This window comes from Salipaludibacillus aurantiacus (assembly GCF_900111295.1).
Classification (GTDB): Bacteria; Bacillota; Bacilli; order Bacillales; family Salisediminibacteriaceae; genus Salipaludibacillus; species Salipaludibacillus aurantiacus.
In genome coordinates this window covers 123,035-139,598 of record NZ_FOGT01000001.1, presented here as the reverse complement: position 1 = coordinate 139,598, position 16,564 = coordinate 123,035, and the positions used below count along the sequence as shown (strand labels likewise).

Below are 16,564 nucleotides of genomic sequence, written 5' to 3'. Positions count from 1 at the left end.
TATTGGTGATATAAAAATAGAGGGTGTGGAAAAAAGTGTTAAGGAAAGTTATGTTTTTTTGGGGAATAGTTATACTGCTTTCTGTTACCGGGTGTGACGAACCCGAAAATTGGGAAGAGCTGGAGAATGAGAGCACAGCCTCAGAACTCATTCAATTTATGGACGATTATAAAGAAGCATGGGAAGAGAGTCTGGAACAGCAGTCCTATTCTGTTGTGGAACCTTTTTTTGTTGGCAACAGCCATGTTTATCATATGGAAAGAAGACATCATCAGCAGCTGACTGGAGAAAGGAAAAAGGAGACATTATTAAATGTTTCTGATCTTCTTATTGAAGCGAATGAGTATGATGAGTACCGATTAACATGGAACGAAGAGGTGAAAGTAGACCAGCTGGGTATAACAGAAACTGAAAAAAGAACGAGGACGTACTATATTGCTGAGGGCAGAGGCGGTTACCGTATTATAGCTATAGAACGCGCCGAGGAAGAAGAATAGTAATAACAGTTGAATTTAGCTGAAGACAAGCACCTGGGCAAGCGTCCGTCTGTGGACTGAAATCACTCCTGTTCTTAAAAATAACAGCCGAACAAAATTCGAAAATTTTGTTCGGCTTTTTTTTGATTACTATTCTTTTTTCCCGCTTCATTTTAGATTTTTTCTACGTCAAAAACTCTGAAACCTTCAGCTTCCAAATGGCTGATCATTTCTTTTAGAGTTGTTTCATCTGTTTCCTTAGGAAGGGTAACGATCACCCGGCGGAAGAAAGTACTCTCTTTATCAAGGGACATCAAACTCTGTATATTTGTATACTTCTTAAGGCTCGAAACAATAGTGCTTAATGCACCTTGATATTCGTGAGTTGAAATGGTTAATGTGTAGCTTCCGGTTTTGATTCCCCAGGAGTCTTCCAGAATTTCCATAACGTTCGCATGGGTAAGTATACCTGTAAAATGATGGCTTTCATTTAAAACAGCTAAATACGGGTATTGTTTAATGCTGGAAAATATTCTGAAGAAAGATGCCTGCTCTTGTATGTAAACTTCCTGATCATCAATAAGGGTCATGACAGAATCATCCCAGGAAACAGCTTCTTTTACGATTGCCCGGTAGATATCCTGAACATAAATATTTCCTTTAAAAGAAGTGCCATCCAACACAGGAATACACCGGTATCCACTCTGCTCAAGTTCTTCCACTGCCTCTCTAATTGTATAAGACGCCTTGCAGAAAACAACTTTTTCTTTAGGAATAATGTTATATTTGATCTTCATATAGCTCCCCTTTCTTTTGCAGTCTAATTTAATTATAGCAGTCTGGATTAATATTAGTCGAAAATTTTTTGGGAAAATATCTCGGTTACAAAAGTGACAAAATCCCTTTCCTGGAACATGGTACAATAAGAATTAAGTTTCCTGACTATGCATCCTAAGGAGGAATTAAATGAAAGCGCTCATTGTAATTGATTACACAAACGATTTTGTGGCAGATGACGGTAAGCTCACATGTGGCGCAAGAGGACAATCAATCGAGAAAAGAATTACCGACTTAACTAAATTGTTTATGAATACAGAAGATTATATTGTTTTCGCCGTCGATGCACACGAAGAAGAAGATCCTTACCATCCTGAAGCTGACCTTTTTCCGCCCCATAATATTAAAGGGACAAAAGGGAGGAAATTATATGGCCAACTCGGACATTTTATTGAAGAACTTCCCTCTCATGAAAAAGACCATTATTTATGGATGGATAAAACGAGGTACAGTGCTTTTGCAGGCACAGAGCTGGAATTAAAGCTTCGGGAGCGGGGAATCAGTGAAGTTCATTTGACGGGCGTTTGTACAGATATATGTATTCTTCATACTGCTGTCGACGCTTATAATAAAGGTTTTAAAATTGTGGTCCATAAGGATGCTGTAGAAAGTTTTAATCCGATGGGACATGATTGGGCTCTGGAGCATTTTTCCAAAACTTTAGGTGCTAAAGTCGTGGAAAAAGGAGTGGAAGTAAAATAACCTGTGTGGAACCTTTTTATACTGGGTATCTGTTAGTATAGGAGGGATGTATAATGCAATTACAAATGATTAGAAGAAAGCTTGAAGAAGTGGCGCACTTGAGCCAGGAATTAAAAAATTCATATATGCGCTTAGATGAGAATGAACAAAATGAGTTCAAAGTCGGTTATCCTCTGGATGTGGATGTTGACGAGTTTGCCAGACATATGTATGAATGGTCCCAGACTCAGCTTAATAAAAACGAGTAGTAGAGCTATTCAGGTCTATGAATAGAGAAAAGGGAGCGGCCCCAAAAGCATGCTTTTGAGGACGGCTCCCTTTCTTTATGATTTAACAGAATTTATCATCTTTTTTAGGGTTTTGCAGCCCGAATAACGGCCTGATAAATAACGCCGCAAATGTACCAAGCATGCCGAAAACCATCCATAGCCAGCCGTGTACACTGAAAGAAGCGATACCTCCGAAATAAGCTCCAATATTGCACCCGAAGGCAAGCCGGGCTCCGTAACCCATCAAGAGTCCTCCAATAATAGACGCCAGAGCAATCTTTAATGGGATTTTCTTTTTGAAGCTGAATACCCCTCCGGCTGTCGCTGCCATAAAGGCTCCTATCATAACTGCAAAGTTCATTACACTCGTTGTGTCCTGGAAGACAGACTGTTCAAGCTGGATTTCACGGCCGCCCGACCAGTATCCCCAAGAAAGGACATCAATACCGATAAATTGGGCGATCTTTGAGCCCCATAAAGCGAAAGCGCCAGTAATACCCCAAGGTTCTCCGCGCACCATTAGTGTTAAAGCATTAAATACGGCTAAAATAACAGCTGCGGCAATAAGGGGCCAAGACCCTCTTACAATTCGTTTTATGCCTCTTGAAGATGGCAGAGAACTCATCACTGGGGATTTTCTTTTTTTAGCAACATAAAAAGTAAGTAAGATCACTCCGCCAAAAATAACCATTTGCAACACCCAGGCGCCGAAAAAGCCAAGTCCTGTATCAGTTGCCAGGGAAATCCCTTCGAAATTAGGCATAGTTTCTGTCCAGAATTCAAAATGCCATGCGCCAATAACCGATCCTGCGATAAAGCTGATTAAAACGAGTATCATTGAGGAGCGTCCGCCGCCTATAGAATAGAGAGTGCCGGAAGCACAGCCGTTGCCAAGCTGCATACCGATACCAAACAGAAAAGACCCGACTATTACACTTGTACCGACCGGGGAGACATACCCTGATGGTTCGGCCCCGAATAGTCCAACACCAAAATACAGAATAGGGGCAAAAAGGGTAATTGCTACCGCAAGCATAACCATATGCGCCCGTAATGCTTCACCGTTGCCTACAGCAACAAATCTCCTGAAAGCGGAAGTGAAGCCGAAGCGGGCATGAAATAAAGTAAACCCAAGTACAAGCCCAAATACAGACAGTACGGCCATTGGTGCTCCTGCAATTAAATAGCTGATAACGGCCAATATAATAAAAAGGATAGTACCTGCTGCAAAAAAAGATGTTTGCATCGGTGGCAGAGGGGGTGCTGACGTTTCCCTGCCGGATTTATAAGCGAGATTATTCATTACTATCACTCCAAAACATATAGATTTTATCGGGATTAATAATCTATATGAAAGGATAAAGGATAGTGTGTTTTTTGTAAATAATATTGCTTCAAAAAGTACCATGTTAAACTAAGTTAAAAAGGGAGAGTGATTGCATGTCTTATATCGATATTACAAGGTCTCTTTCATCAGATATGGCAGTCTGGCCTGGTGATCAGCCATTCGAATACGACCCCACGATGGCAATACTGCAAGGAGACTCTGTCAACGTAGGGAGAGTAGTCATGAGTACTCATACAGGGACACACATCGATGCCCCTTACCATTATGATGAAAAAGGAATGAGGGTCGATGAGATTCCTCTCGAATCAGTTAGCGGGGAATGTATCGTAGTGGAAGCGGTGAACCTACTCGTTATTGAAGAATCTTTTCTTCAAAACATAGATTTTAAAGGAACCAGGAAAGTTTTATTTAAAACAACAAGCAGTGAAAGAGGGCATTCTTATGATTCTTTCCCGGTGTTTACAGAGGAGGCCGCCCTTCTGCTCGGTGAGAAAGGCGTGGAACTTGCAGGTATTGATGCTCCCTCGGTAGATCCGCTGGAGAGTAAGACACTGCCTGCTCACCACGCTTTTAAAGAAGCAGGTACCTTTATTCTTGAAGGGCTTGATCTTCATCACGTACAGCCGGGCATCTATGAACTAACCGCATTTCCGCTTAAGCTGAAGGGGGGAGACGGTTCACCGGTAAGAGCGGTGCTGAAAGAAATCAAACGTTCATAATGTTGTTATGATAATTTTATTTTGGCGTCCTGTCATTAAGTTATAATAGCATTAAAGGCTCATATGACTCTTGCAGCAAAGCGTCCTGTCAATCAGTTGAGGTATTCAAAAGTTTTACGGGAGCAGCACTTGTGCTCCCGTCTGTTTAAAGAGGTATGTGAAAGCCTTTACATATAGTGGTTTCCTTAAATCAGGGAAGAGGTGTTATGTAATGAACACTGATTTATTACTGACGTTTACTGTTTTAATTGTAACTACGCTGTTTTTTATGTGGGGAAAGCTCAGGTCTGATGTTGTAGCTCTCCTTTCTTTACTTACGCTTTTACTCCTTGGCATTATCACTACAGAAGAAGCTTTAAGCGGTTTTTCTAATAGCCTGGTCATAATGATTGCAGGCCTTTTTATTGTTGGAGCAGGGATTTTCAGAACCGGCCTGGCAGAAGCTGCTGGAAAACTTACAATTAAGTGGGGGCGGGGGAACCCATTTTTACTTTTAATTATGCTTATGGTTTTAGTAGCTGTATTAAGTGCGTTTATGAGTAATACTGGCACGGTGGCTGTGTTAATGCCTGTCATTATAAGCGTCGCTTTGAAAATGAATGAGAGTCCGTCAAAGTTTTTAATGCCTGTTGCGTTTGCCAGCAGTCTTGGGGGAGTCCTGACTCTTATTGGAACACCTCCAAATTTGATTGCCAGTCAGACCCTTGCTGATTACGGCTATGAAAGACTCGGTTTTTTTGATTTTACACCTATTGGGCTAGTAGCACTTATAACAGGCATACTTTTTCTTATGGTTTTCGGAAAATATCTGATCCCGGACAGGATAGCTGTAAAAGACGGCCAGTCTTCATCCACTGCCCCTGACGAGTTAATGAAAATTTACGGTGTAACCGATAAAATTTACCGTGTTTCACTCCCTGATGAAGACAGCAGGCTGACAGGAGTGAAATTAAAAGATTTAAAATTAACGAACAAGTACGGCATTTATATATTAACCATTGAACGGAAGTGGCGGGATAAAAAAACATTCCAGTCGAAAAGAATAAGGAAACCTGCCTATGCTAATACAGTCATTAAAAGAGGAGATATTCTTTTTCTGGAAGGCGAAAAAGAGGGAATTGACAGTTTTACTGAAGATTACGGCTTACTTCTGCACTCTCATTCAGAGGAAGACATACATGAAAGCCTTATTAATGCAGAAATTGGAATAGCAGAGCTGCTGCTCACACCTCATTCAAAATTCATTAATGAGAGAGTTAGCAGTCTGGAATTCAGAGAGAAATATGGACTTAATATAGTCGGGATGAATCGTAAAGGACGCTACTTTTTTCAGGAATGGGCAGACGAAAGGCTTCAGTTTGGCGATGCTCTGCTTATTCAGGGAGAATGGAAAAAAATTGAACTTATAGCGAAAGAATATCAGGATGTGGTGGTGGTAGGGCAGCCGGGAGAACAGGCTTCCAAGGCTAAAGCAAATGGAAGGGCTCCGTTAGCTGGTTTAATTATGCTTTTAATGCTTCTTCTCATGACTTTTGAAATAACAGCCCCGGTTACTGCAGTAATGCTGGCGGCCATGGCGATGGTTTTAACAGGGTGTTTGCGGAATATGGATGAAGCCTATTCAAGAATAAACTGGGAGAGTGTTCTATTAATAGGCGGCATGCTTCCTATGGCCACCGCCCTAGAAAAGACAGGAGGGGTAGAGTTTTTATCAAATGTGATGATAGACTGGCTGGGCAGTCTGGGTCCGTTAACTGTTATGGCAGGATTTTATTTCTTCACTATGCTTTTCAGCCAATTTATCAGTAATACGGCTACAGCCGTTTTATTTGCACCTATAGCAATTACGACTGCCTTGCAAATGAGTGTCAGTCCCTATCCCTTTTTAATTGCAGTATCAGTAGCTGCCAGTATGGCTTTCGCAACCCCGGTTGCTTCTCCGCCAAATGCCCTGGTTATGACAGCAGGCGGTTATTCATTTATGGATTTCGTAAAAGCAGGTGTTCCTCTCCAGATTATATTGTTTATTGTGATGATGTTCACTATTCCGTTTTTCTTCCCTTATTAATACTTGGTTCACAGATGGTAATACTGAGTGGATTTTGCCAAAACTCAAGGTAAATACGGTATCCTTTTGTCTTTTGACACTCTATGGTATATTGTTTGCTGAAGGTGTAATAGGGGGAATTGAGATTGGATAGTGTGAATGATTATAAGTCATTAAAATACCGGCTGCAGTCGGAAAAACAGGTATGGGTTTATTTTTACGCCCCTCTGTGCGGGACATGCGAATTAGCGCGCTATTTCTTAAATATCGTTGAAAAAGCTGAGCAGGCGGAAGTAGCGATAGAAGCTGATCTGAATTACTTTAAGAAAGAAGCTGAAGTATGGGGAATTGAAAGTGTCCCTTGTTTGGTCAGGTTTGAAGACGGAAAACCCGAAAGTAAATTGTATGCGTTCGAATCTGTTTCCAACGTTTATGACTTTATAAAAAACCGGAATTAATAAAGAACAGAAAGGTGAATCACATGAAAGCTCCTGATTTTTCTTTACGGGATATGTTTAACAGTAATAAGACGAGATCTTTATCAGACTATAAAGGGAAAGCAGTACTGCTTACTTTTTGGGTATCATGGTGTCCTGACTGCCAAAGAGACCTGGCAAATAAAGAACAATTATACCGGGCTATGCAGACGGACAACCTTGAAGTACTGATGATTAACGTTCCAGGCAGAGAACATAAAAATGAAGCTGCAGAAAAGTATTACCAAGAAAACAAGTTTTCTTTTCCTTCTCTATTTGATAACGGGACTGAAATGTATGACGCTTACCGCTGTATGTCTGTACCTTCAACTTTTCTGCTTAATAAAGAACATGAAATAGTTGAAAGGTTCAATGACAAAGCTTCGTTTCAGCAAATGGTTTCCAGGATCGGACAGGTCTTATCAGAATAATTATAGTATTAAAAAAGCTATTCCGACTGGCGGAATAGCTTTTTACATCTGCTTGTTTAATTAAGGTTTTACAGCGTTCCGGTAAATGTTTTTTATAAGTTGCCGTGCAGGTTCAGGATAGCCGCATTCATCAAGATCAAAACATGCTTTTTCCACATCATAAGAAACTCTTCTGAACTGCACTTGTATATCTTTCAGGCTCCTGTCAAAGAGGACATACGACGCTCGTGCATCTCCGTCAAAAGGCAGACCAACACTGCCTGTATTTATTATTTTTTTGCTTTCAAAAGACCTTAAAAAAGGGAGGTGGATATGGCCGTACGCATAATAGTCAGCCCGTTCGTTTGTTTGTGTGAAAATAGAAAACTCTTTATTGTCAGCTTCGTTTGAAATAATATCAAATAAACTGTCGGGTGTAGCATGGCAGGCAAACAACTGGCACTGGTTTGAAAGTGGAATTTCGACTGTTTCCGGTAATTCGTTTAAGTAAGTTAAATCATCCTGGGTCATCTGTTCTTTTGCCCATGCCTGCTCCTCCTGCATCATCTGTAACGCTTTATCAGGGACTTCCCCTTTATTGACTCCTCTTACAATCCATTCATCGGCGTTTCCTTTAATCACTTTCCCATCAAGATCTCTCACAAGATCAAGACACTGTTTAGGTTTTGGACCTCGAAAAGAAATATCCCCAAGTACAGCCACATGAGTTGCACCTATAGCAGATATATCTTCGAGCACTGCTTTGAAAGCCTGTTCATTTCCGTGAATATCGGAAATAAGAGCAAGTTTCATAATAATTGCCCCCTTATTAAAACTAATTTTGCCTCTACTTTAACAAACTGTAGGAAATAAGTGAACCACAGGCACTCTCATTGGGTTAAACAAAGCTTTATGATAAGATAAAAAAACAACATAATGATAGTAGAAAGGGGCTTCTGAAAATGAAAATAGTATCTTTGGAACCTACACCAAGTCCGAATACAATGAAACTGACGCTGAGCGAGTCTCTTCCCCAGGGGAAAGCGAATAACTATACATTAAACAATAAAGACGAGGCACCGACGTTCATACGGGAAATTTTTAATATTAATGGAGTAAAAGGAGTCTATCACGTAGCAGATTTTATTGCGGTCGAACGCACGCCAAAAGTGGATTGGAAAGTTATTCTTCCTGAAGTAAGAAAGGTTTTTGGAGAAGAGGCTGAAAAAACTTCAGAAGCGCAAGTTGATGAGCACTTTGGAGAAGTGAACGTTCAAATACAGGAATTTAAGGGTATTCCGATGCAAATTAAAGTTTCCGATGGAGAAACAGAAGAAAGAGTCGGGCTGCCTGAACGGTTCATTGAAGCTGTGGCAAAAGCTACAAAGGAAGATGATAATGTTGTTCTATTAAGAAAATGGCGTGAACAGCGCCCGCGCTACGGAGATCTTAAGGAAGTGGCTGATGAGGTGGCAGAGGAAATTCAGGCCAGTTATTCGGACAGGCGTTTGAAAGAATTAGTTGAAACTGCAACAAATAGTAATGACAGTTTGACTCTTGAGAAGCCAAAAAGAGAATGGTTAAAAGTAACAGTGGACATGCTTGATGAAGAAGACTGGAAAAAGCGTTTCGCACTGCTGGAACAAATGAACCCTGACATTGAAGATCTTCCTGTACTGGAAAAAGCGCTGCAGGATGAAAAACCTTCAATTAGACGGCTTGCTACAGTTTATTTAGGAATGATAGAAGACGAGGCAGTGATACCTTATCTGGAAAAAGCTTTACTGGATAAAACCGTAACTGTCAGGCGTACAGCGGGTGATGCGATGTCTGATATAGGAAGCAAAGCAGGAATTCCTGCGATGATTAAAGCGCTGGATGATTCCAGTAAACTAGTTAGATGGCGTGCTGCAATGTTCCTTTATGAAATAGGAGATGAGTCTGCGATTCCTGCTTTACAAAAGACTGAAAACGATCCTGAATTTGAAGTGAGCATGCAGGCAAAATTAGCTCTAGCTCGAATTGAAGGTGGAGAAGAAGCAAAAGGTTCAGTTTGGAAGCAGATGACAGACGCCTTTGAGAAATAACAGACTGCGGCAAGTGTGATGCCGGGACAAAAGAATAGTAACGATAAAGAGAGCCGAACAATTCTTACGGGTATTTGTTCGGTTTTTCGCTTTTATATACTTAAAAAAGAAGGACTCTTAAAAAATAAAAACAGTGATATGAGTTACAGGAGCTGTTTAACCAGTTAAAATTAAATTTACATGTGAAATAGCGTCTCTATCAGCCAAATTGGGGGTCCAATCGGCGAAAAATGATTTCTATCGGCGGAAAAATAATTCAATCAGCAAAAAAAGATTTCTATCAGCAAATTTCCCCCTTCTATCAGCAACTTAGAATAATTATTATCTGAGCAGGAAATTGGATTTTTCCGATTTTACTTTACTCAACAGGCCTGATTAATTATGTATTATTAAATGGGGCAGGGCATTATAATAAATGGAAAAACAAATATGACTATGATAGCATACAACTATCAACAGTATTGGGAGGAATTTTAATGAGCAGGGATAAGCTTATCGATGTTTTGGAAGACAGAAAGATGACAGAGATTATTGAACTTATTGAGGATGCAGAAAAGGGCCAATTGGAACAATTGGAGCTTGCACCCTCACTTGGACTGTTAAGAGATGAAGAATTAAATGAACAAGTTATTAACTATCTGAAATCAGAAGGGGTGGAGATTATTTACGTCAATGAGGAAGACTGAGGGAGAAATGTACATAAAAGGAGAAAAATGAATGAGACCAAAGCCTGATGAATTTTTAGCAAAGCAAACTTTGAAAGTCTGGAAACTAACAGCAGGCCTGGGAGCGCTATTTTATTTCTTACTCCCGTTAGGTTACTGGGGAGTTTCACTCATTTGGAATCTTCCCGGGTGGCCGTTATATGTGTTAATTGCATTTGCTATTTTATTATCACTGCTTAATATTTTTGTTATTCAGAAAATGCAATGGAAGCGCTGGCGCTATAAAATTTATGAAAATGAAGTAGAGTTAATGTTTGGAGTCTTTGTCGTTAGAAGAATAATTATTCCTATGATAAGGGTTCAACATGTTGATACGCGTCAAGGCCCAATCCTCCGCTATTACAACCTGGCAAGTGTGACTATATCTACAGCGGCAACGGTTCATGAAATTCCAGGGCTTTCATTGGAAAAAGCAGATGCTCTGCGGGACCATATCGCTCAATTAGCAAGGGAAGCTGATCCAGATGAATGATTGGAAAAGACAACATCCGGCATCCATATTTATCAGTTTTTTAAGTAATTTAAAACAAATGATCATTACCTTAATTGCTGTCTTTATTTTTGGACAGTCAGCACAGGCGGCAAATCCAATATTTTATTTTATCTTTTTCACAGGTATCCTGTTATTTTCTGTACTTAATGGATTCGTAAGCTGGTGGAAGTTTTATTATAATCTCCAATTTGATGAACTCCAGATTAAACAAGGGTTAATATTTAAAAAGAACAGGTTTATAAGAAAAGACCGCATTCAAAGTATTGATATAAATGCCAAATTAGTTCAGCGCCTGTTCGGGCTTGTAGAAGTAAAAATTGAGACGGCAGGGGGAGGCGGCGAACCTGAGTTCCGTATCGTTGCCTTAAAAAGAGAAGAAGCTTTGAAAATTAAAAGCAAATTATTGAATAAACATCCTGCTTCTGCCACTTCACACGACTTAAACACTTCGGAAAATGAGGGTCCAGCTGAAGAAACTACCGAGGAAGAAACGTTTCAAGAGGGGGGAGTTACAAAGGATTCCGAAGCAGCTGCAGTTCATTTAGCTGAAGATGAGTTGGATGACCATCTAGAAGAGACTATTGAAGAAACCGAGCCGGACGAACAGTGGGAGCTTGGGTCAAGACGTCTCGTCATAGCGGCTTTAACATCAAGCGGAGTAGGGATCGCCGCCACATTTATCGCTGCGGTTGTCTCCCAGGCCCCTCAGTTTCTCCCTGAATGGCTGCTGGATCAAGTCATCGGCTGGTTTATCCATTCCAGTCTACTTCTGATTGGGTCTTTATTAGTTATAATACTTTTTATTGCCTGGTTATTTACGCTGACCAGTACTATTCTGAAATACGGATTTTTTAAAATCAAAAAAAACGGGGTGGATATTCATATTTCGAGAGGGGTGCTAGAGCAGAGACAACTAACTCTCAACTCTTCAAGAATCACCGCAGTCAGAATAGTTCAAAGCCCAATCCGGCAGCCTTTCCGGTATGTTTCTGTGTATGTTGAAAGTACCGGGGGAGGGACAAAGGAAGAAGACCTTTCTACAGTATTAATTCCGCTATGTAAGCGGGAGGAAGTGGAAGAACTGCTCGGAAAGTTTGTCCCGGAATTTGCATTTACGCCTGTTTATGAAGGCCTTCCAAAAGAAAGTCTGCGAAGGTATATGATTAAATTGATTGCTCCAGCCGTGGCTTTATCGGCGGCAGCTACTTATTTTCTTCCTTATGGATGGTTTTCAGTTGCTTTGCCGCTAATTGCAGCATTTATAGGATATATTCAGTACCGGGCTGCCGGTATTACAGCTTATGAAGATTTTCTTTGTATAAGATCCCGTGCCTTATCTAAGACGGAAGTAATTTTACCTAAAAGAAGAATACAGGATTTTGAGTCTTCACAAAATGTTTTACAAAAGATGGATGACTTATATACGGTTCACGTGTCAGTTTTAACGAGTCTTATGGGAAAAACGTTTTCCCTTCGTCATGTAAGCGGACGGCAAATAGAGGATAGATATGCCTGGTATTCCTATGGAACACCGGAAGACGGCAATAAATAAAAGACATCAGAGCCTTCCTGAGGGAAAAGGCCTGATGTTTTTTATTTTAAGCTTTAGAAATATGACTCTTTAAAAACTTAATTTATTCAGGCAGGGGGCGGCAAGCATTCTTAACTTAATCTTTTGAAACATGCGTGGCATAAGAGGTAAGTACTCGCTGCCCATCATCAGAAGTAAATTCAAACCGGTCAAATGTTATGTCAGGCTCGTTTTCTAATATCGTCCGTTCGTAATGGTGCTGGACTGCAAACTGGTTTGTTTCATTAGCATAGGATAAAAAGTTCACCCCGGAAAAAGACGTCTCGTTAAATGAACTTAACAATTTAATCAGTAATGAATTGTGGCAATAAACAGAATGCTCATGTCCGATACCTAACTTTTTCAAACCTTTTTCCAAAGCAAGCAGAGAAGGGTCGTCAAGTTCGTTCAATAATATTCTGTAAGGATCAAACTGAGCCCGATTCAATCGGACTGTAGACCCGTGTTGCAGTTCTACATTTTCCTGCTGCAGCGTTTCAAAAGTAAATCCTTTTTTATAAAACGCCGTTTTCCATTGTCCATTAACTTCCACTTCGAATTCAAAAGGGCAATCCTCCAAAGAAAGTGATTCCCGTTTCTGTTCATCATAGATATAGAGGTTTCTGCCCTTTTTAACTAATTGATAATAGACAAAGGCCTCTTCATAAATGACATGCTCTGAATTAATTTTTCTCAGTTCCTGCTGAATGATTGATAAATATTTATCATTTTTATCGTTCATATCCCTCAGACTGTCCCATTTTGTTTTCAGCGCATCTGCAAAAGATTCATTAAAAGACTTGTTAAACGCGGTTTTAAGCAGGCTTATTTTTCTTCCCGCCACTTCGGTGACCTCATCTGCGCTGTAAAACAGGTGGACCCCCTGTCCGTTATTTAAGTTAATTGACGGGCAGGATAGTACTCCTGTTATTTGTACTTTGCCTGACCAGGGAGTCTTAGGTTCAGTGAGAACTTCCAAAAGCACTCCAACGTAAGTGCCTTCCTCACCTTCATCGAGTAAAACCTGTTGACCTGTATATTCTTTCGCTGTCTTTCTGTCCATACATAACCCCACTTTAGTGAAAACTTTAACTACTATAAATATTATGCCGAAAAGGAATTTCCGTTAATTATTATACTACTGTCCGGTCACTGCTTTATCGGTCTTGATAAGTTTTGTCTACAATTTTTATTTGGTTTTATCCTTTTTGCTTAAATAGTCGAGGATCCCCATTGCACTTATTAAAAGGTCAAGCTGAATAACTTCATATACTGGATCCGTTGCAGAGATACGTTCCTCAGATAAAAAATCACTTACATAATTAAGCAGGGTATTTTTCAATTGATAGTGGTCTTCCTTATTTTCATAAGCTTGTTCTCCTTCAGTTGTAAACACATCCAGCCACTTTATTAGCTGGTCTTTTACGAGCAAAGGGGCTGAAGACGTACCAAAGTGCCCAAAAGCAATTGTTTCAGGTTTAAGATCAAGGATTGTGCTGAGTGAATCTCTCATTTTATTCGGATCAAACTGGTTTGGAGAAGTAGAAGGGAGGTACAAATAAACACCCTTATCTTCAAGGCTGGCGTATCGTATGCCTATTGTATCCCCGGTAAACACCGTGTTTGTAAGCGGGTCATAAATGCTGATATGGTGTTCAGCATGGCCTGGTGTATGAAGGATAAGCAATTCTCTTTCTGCATCTAACAGTATTTTTTCTCTATCGTCCAAGGCAGTAATGGCTACCTCGGGGATCGGCAGAACTGGATCAAATAAATCATCAAACTTGTCTCCATAAACAGCCCTGGCTCCAGTAACAAGCCTTGAAGGGTCTGCTAAGTGCCTTGCTCCTTTAGGGTGGACGAATACTTCAGCTGCCGGGCAGTCTTTTAGCAAAAGTCCTGCGCCTCCTGCGTGATCAAGATGGATGTGCGTCACAATAATATTTTTAAGGTGGTTTAAAGATAAATTCAGCTCTTTTAGTCCTTCTTTTATATGAGGGACAGATAAGCTGGGACCGGTTTCTATAATCGAGAAGTCATTGCTGATAGGATGTGTTAGGACGTAAGTACCGGTTCGTCTTTCCTTATTCAGATCAAAACCGTCAATCAGGTAAGTATGCTTATTAATACTATACACTCGTTGTGCCAAGGTTTGTCATCCTTTCTGTCCTATTTAATTGTCATCATTGTAGTGAAACGTCATCTTTTTGTAAAGGGTCTAACATAAAAATGTAATTGATAGTTAGGAGTAAGGTCACCTGTCAGACACACAAATTATGTATATGATGTTTAATTGCGCCCCCCTTAAAATAAGTGGGGGAGCCGAATTATAATACTGCACACATAGCGAGGTGTCTGTTGTGCTAAAGCGCCTTTTAGCGAAACCTGACCATAATAATGATATTAACTTAAAAATAAAAGAGATACAATCAGGCAACAATCATATTGAAAATGAATTGATAAATCAATATATTCCATTTATACGCAAAGTTACTGCCGGAGTCTGTAAAAGGTTTATAAATCCGGCTACCGATGATGAATTCAGTATTGCCATGATAGCTTTCAGTGAAGCGATCCACCAGTACTCTCCGGATAAGGGAAGCTCGTTTCTCTCATTTGCCAATTTAGTAATCAGAAGAAGAGTAATAGATTACATACGCATGGAACAGAGAAGAAAAACGCCTTTATCCTTTGATTATAAAGAAGAAGACAAAGAAAATATGGAGAATGTAGCAGAAGTGTCAGCAGCTTTTCAGGATTATTACAGAGACCTTGAAAGCGAATATAGGCGGGAAGAAATTCTCCATTTAAAAGAAAGGCTCAAGTCCTTCGGAATAGTTTTGAGCGAGGTGGCAGAACAATGTCCTAAACATCACGATGCACGAATGAACATGGTTGAAATAGCTAAAACAATTGTCGGGCAGGAAGAAATCCTGAATACTCTTTTAACAAAAAAAAGACTGCCTGTAAAACAGCTTATGAATTATATTACCATGAGCCGAAAAACAATTGAAAGAAACAGAAAGTATATTATAGCTATTGTGATAGTTCTGCTCGAAGACTATAAATATCTGAAGGATTATTTAAGGGAGTGGTTGTAGTGAACAAAGGGGTCGTTATGGAAGTGAAAAAGCGTCATGTGATCGTGTTAACGAAGGATGGCGAAATCATTCGGGCTAAACCTGAAAAACAGGCCCAAATAGGCGAGGAGATAGAATTTTCTCCAGTTGCTTTATACACCTTCTTCCATAACGTTGATAAGAAATTATATAGTGTACCTGCAGCCTTTGTTTTAATTTTCATACTGGTCTTCCCTTTTTCTTCCTTACTGCAGTCCTCTGAGGTTCATGGAGTGGTATCATTGGATATTAACCCGAGTATAGAGATGGCTGTCGATGAAAATTATGACATCTTATATACTGAAGGATATAATAAAAAAGGCAAATTGCTGTTAAGTAAAGTAGAGGAGCCGATGGACGGTATGTCTTTAGTGAATGCCACGTCTTTACTTATAAAAAAAGGATTGGAAAATGGTTTAGTTGAACCTGCCAATGCTTTATATTTCAGTTCTCCTTTTTCATTTGAAAAGAAAGGGAACTGGAAAAAAGAACTGGAAGCATGGTCATCAGAAATTACCGAAGAATACGGATTTGAAATTTATTTTGTTAACGTAGAAAGAGAACTCGTAAATGAAGCCCGGGAAGCCTCTATGTCACCTGTAAAGTTATTGCTCTTATCTTATAACAAAGAAATAGACTTAGACTCATCATCTGTAAGTGACATTCCGATTCAGGACCTTCAGGAAATATTGGGATATTCACCGAATGAAACAGATTCTATGCAACAAATGACAAGTGAGAGTGATTCCGGTAATCATGGTGGGCCAGCTGAACCTGAGGCAGATGAGGTTTCAGAAGGGGCGGAGGTGAAAGACAGTGAGGACTCTTCTTCTTTAAACCCGGCTGGACAGCAAAGTCATCCGCATAAAGATGAACCTCCCGGAAAAGGAGAGGGGAAGAATAACCACTCCCGATCCGAAAGTCCGTCTTCTGAAAATAAAAATGAAAGCTTAGGAAATAAAGAGGGTCAAACAGAGAACAAGCAGGAGAATAGATCGCAATCTTCCAATAAAAATCAGGTCTCTGAAGAAGATAAAAGCAACAATAGTAATGAAGAGGGGAAGGGCAGTGGCAAACCAGACCATGCCGGCAGCGGAAAACCTGATCATGCGGGCAGCGGCAAACCAGACCATGCGGGGAGCGGCAAGCCAGACCATACCGGAGGCGGTAAACCAGATCATGGGGGAAATGGTAAACCGGATCATGCCGGAGGAGGAAAGCCCGGGTCTGCCAATGAGGGGGAAACAGGAAACAACAAAGGTAAAGGAAATTAAAAAGATGTAAGC

General features: G+C 40.2%; 18 protein-coding genes. 13 read left to right on the top strand and 5 right to left on the bottom strand.

Annotation, left to right across the window (positions count from 1 at the left end; all coding sequences use genetic code 11):
• The first annotated feature begins 50 nt into the window (after positions 1-50).
• Entirely contained in the window at positions 51-497 is a 447-nt protein-coding gene (locus BMW59_RS00660) for a TcaA NTF2-like domain-containing protein (protein WP_177174135.1), read from the top strand.
• 152 nt (positions 498-649) lie between these two features.
• Here the strand turns inward: BMW59_RS00660 and cbpA are convergent, their stop codons facing one another.
• On the bottom strand, positions 650-1,273 hold the full coding sequence (cbpA, locus tag BMW59_RS00655; protein ID WP_093047082.1) for a cyclic di-AMP binding protein CbpA: 624 nt from the start codon (positions 1,271-1,273) through the stop codon (positions 650-652).
• A 169-nt stretch (positions 1,274-1,442) separates the two neighbouring features.
• Here cbpA and BMW59_RS00650 point away from each other — a divergent pair, with 169 nt between their 5' ends.
• Positions 1,443-2,015 (top strand): cysteine hydrolase family protein, encoded by a 573-nt coding sequence (locus BMW59_RS00650; protein WP_093047081.1) that lies wholly within the window; start codon positions 1,443-1,445, stop codon positions 2,013-2,015.
• Positions 2,016-2,068: 53 nt separating this feature from the next.
• On the top strand, positions 2,069-2,263 hold the full coding sequence (locus BMW59_RS00645; protein WP_093047080.1) for a hypothetical protein: 195 nt from the start codon (positions 2,069-2,071) through the stop codon (positions 2,261-2,263).
• 82 nt (positions 2,264-2,345) lie between these two features.
• Here BMW59_RS00645 and BMW59_RS00640 read toward each other — a convergent pair whose 3' ends face one another.
• Positions 2,346-3,530, bottom strand: a complete 1,185-nt coding sequence (locus tag BMW59_RS00640) for a YeeE/YedE family protein (protein WP_342739396.1) — start codon at positions 3,528-3,530, stop codon at positions 2,346-2,348.
• A gap of 194 nt (positions 3,531-3,724) precedes the next feature.
• Between BMW59_RS00640 and BMW59_RS00635 the strand changes: the two genes are divergently transcribed.
• The 4 genes from BMW59_RS00635 (at position 3,725) to BMW59_RS00620 (ending at position 7,305) form a co-directional block, all read left to right on the top strand.
• On the top strand, positions 3,725-4,351 hold the full coding sequence (locus tag BMW59_RS00635) for a cyclase family protein (protein WP_093047078.1): 627 nt from the start codon (positions 3,725-3,727) through the stop codon (positions 4,349-4,351).
• A gap of 211 nt (positions 4,352-4,562) precedes the next feature.
• Positions 4,563-6,419 carry an SLC13 family permease gene (locus BMW59_RS00630; RefSeq protein ID WP_093047077.1) on the top strand — a complete coding sequence of 619 codons (1,857 nt, stop codon included), beginning with the start codon at positions 4,563-4,565 and terminating at the stop codon, positions 6,417-6,419.
• Between the two features lie 134 nt (positions 6,420-6,553).
• Positions 6,554-6,856: a thioredoxin family protein gene (locus tag BMW59_RS00625; protein WP_093047333.1), complete on the top strand. Its 303-nt coding sequence runs from the start codon at positions 6,554-6,556 to the stop codon at positions 6,854-6,856.
• 23 nt (positions 6,857-6,879) lie between these two features.
• Positions 6,880-7,305, top strand: a complete 426-nt coding sequence (locus BMW59_RS00620) for a TlpA disulfide reductase family protein (protein WP_093047076.1) — start codon at positions 6,880-6,882, stop codon at positions 7,303-7,305.
• A 60-nt stretch (positions 7,306-7,365) separates the two neighbouring features.
• On the opposite strand, the gene BMW59_RS00615 is transcribed toward BMW59_RS00620, so the two are convergent.
• Positions 7,366-8,097, bottom strand: coding sequence for a metallophosphoesterase family protein (locus BMW59_RS00615; protein ID WP_093047075.1), 732 nt, complete (start codon positions 8,095-8,097; stop codon positions 7,366-7,368).
• A gap of 149 nt (positions 8,098-8,246) precedes the next feature.
• Between BMW59_RS00615 and BMW59_RS00610 the strand changes: the two genes are divergently transcribed.
• The 4 genes from BMW59_RS00610 to BMW59_RS00595 all read left to right on the top strand — a co-directional run bounded on the left by BMW59_RS00610 (position 8,247) and on the right by BMW59_RS00595 (position 12,141).
• A complete protein-coding gene (locus BMW59_RS00610; RefSeq protein WP_093047074.1) occupies positions 8,247-9,371 on the top strand; it encodes a conserved virulence factor C family protein in 1,125 nt (374 codons plus the stop codon).
• A gap of 476 nt (positions 9,372-9,847) precedes the next feature.
• Positions 9,848-10,057 (top strand): hypothetical protein, encoded by a 210-nt coding sequence (locus tag BMW59_RS00605; RefSeq protein ID WP_093047073.1) that lies wholly within the window; start codon positions 9,848-9,850, stop codon positions 10,055-10,057.
• A 31-nt stretch (positions 10,058-10,088) separates the two neighbouring features.
• The gene (locus BMW59_RS00600) at positions 10,089-10,568 is read left to right on the top strand and encodes a PH domain-containing protein (protein WP_093047072.1); all 480 of its coding nucleotides are present in this window, start codon (positions 10,089-10,091) and stop codon (positions 10,566-10,568) included.
• Positions 10,561-12,141 (top strand): PH domain-containing protein, encoded by a 1,581-nt coding sequence (locus BMW59_RS00595; protein ID WP_093047071.1) that lies wholly within the window; start codon positions 10,561-10,563, stop codon positions 12,139-12,141. The genes BMW59_RS00600 and BMW59_RS00595 overlap by 8 nt, the downstream gene beginning before the upstream one ends.
• A 115-nt stretch (positions 12,142-12,256) precedes the next feature.
• Here the strand turns inward: BMW59_RS00595 and BMW59_RS00590 are convergent, their stop codons facing one another.
• The gene (locus tag BMW59_RS00590; RefSeq protein WP_093047070.1) at positions 12,257-13,222 is read right to left on the bottom strand and encodes a DUF2777 family protein; all 966 of its coding nucleotides are present in this window, start codon (positions 13,220-13,222) and stop codon (positions 12,257-12,259) included.
• A gap of 126 nt (positions 13,223-13,348) precedes the next feature.
• The gene (locus BMW59_RS00585) at positions 13,349-14,308 is read right to left on the bottom strand and encodes an MBL fold metallo-hydrolase (RefSeq protein WP_177174134.1); all 960 of its coding nucleotides are present in this window, start codon (positions 14,306-14,308) and stop codon (positions 13,349-13,351) included.
• Positions 14,309-14,510: 202 nt separating this feature from the next.
• Here BMW59_RS00585 and sigI point away from each other — a divergent pair, with 202 nt between their 5' ends.
• Positions 14,511-15,260, top strand: coding sequence for an RNA polymerase sigma-I factor (gene sigI, locus BMW59_RS00580; RefSeq protein WP_245732887.1), 750 nt, complete (start codon positions 14,511-14,513; stop codon positions 15,258-15,260).
• The gene (locus BMW59_RS00575; protein ID WP_093047069.1) at positions 15,260-16,552 is read left to right on the top strand and encodes an anti-sigma-I factor RsgI family protein; all 1,293 of its coding nucleotides are present in this window, start codon (positions 15,260-15,262) and stop codon (positions 16,550-16,552) included. The genes sigI and BMW59_RS00575 overlap by 1 nt, the downstream gene beginning before the upstream one ends.
• The last annotated feature ends 12 nt before the right edge of the window (positions 16,553-16,564 follow it).

Excerpts from the sequence above, each read along its gene's own strand:
- BMW59_RS00660 (WP_177174135.1), top strand. The coding sequence starts at position 51 with ATGTTTTTTTGGGGAATAGTTATACTGCTTTCTGTTACCGGGTGTGAC.
- BMW59_RS00605 (WP_093047073.1), top strand. The coding sequence starts at position 9,848 with ATGAGCAGGGATAAGCTTATCGATGTTTTGGAAGACAGAAAGATGACA.
- BMW59_RS00615 (WP_093047075.1), bottom strand. The coding sequence starts at position 8,097 with ATGAAACTTGCTCTTATTTCCGATATTCACGGAAATGAACAGGCTTTC.
- BMW59_RS00630 (WP_093047077.1), top strand. The coding sequence starts at position 4,563 with ATGAACACTGATTTATTACTGACGTTTACTGTTTTAATTGTAACTACG.
- BMW59_RS00600 (WP_093047072.1), top strand. The coding sequence starts at position 10,089 with ATGAGACCAAAGCCTGATGAATTTTTAGCAAAGCAAACTTTGAAAGTC.
- BMW59_RS00640 (WP_342739396.1), bottom strand. The coding sequence starts at position 3,530 with ATGCAAACATCTTTTTTTGCAGCAGGTACTATCCTTTTTATTATATTG.
- BMW59_RS00645 (WP_093047080.1), top strand. The coding sequence starts at position 2,069 with ATGCAATTACAAATGATTAGAAGAAAGCTTGAAGAAGTGGCGCACTTG.
- BMW59_RS00610 (WP_093047074.1), top strand. The coding sequence starts at position 8,247 with ATGAAAATAGTATCTTTGGAACCTACACCAAGTCCGAATACAATGAAA.
- cbpA (WP_093047082.1), bottom strand. The coding sequence starts at position 1,273 with ATGAAGATCAAATATAACATTATTCCTAAAGAAAAAGTTGTTTTCTGC.
- BMW59_RS00620 (WP_093047076.1), top strand. The coding sequence starts at position 6,880 with ATGAAAGCTCCTGATTTTTCTTTACGGGATATGTTTAACAGTAATAAG.
- BMW59_RS00635 (WP_093047078.1), top strand. The coding sequence starts at position 3,725 with ATGTCTTATATCGATATTACAAGGTCTCTTTCATCAGATATGGCAGTC.
- BMW59_RS00595 (WP_093047071.1), top strand. The coding sequence starts at position 10,561 with ATGAATGATTGGAAAAGACAACATCCGGCATCCATATTTATCAGTTTT.
- BMW59_RS00650 (WP_093047081.1), top strand. The coding sequence starts at position 1,443 with ATGAAAGCGCTCATTGTAATTGATTACACAAACGATTTTGTGGCAGAT.
- BMW59_RS00590 (WP_093047070.1), bottom strand. The coding sequence starts at position 13,222 with ATGGACAGAAAGACAGCGAAAGAATATACAGGTCAACAGGTTTTACTC.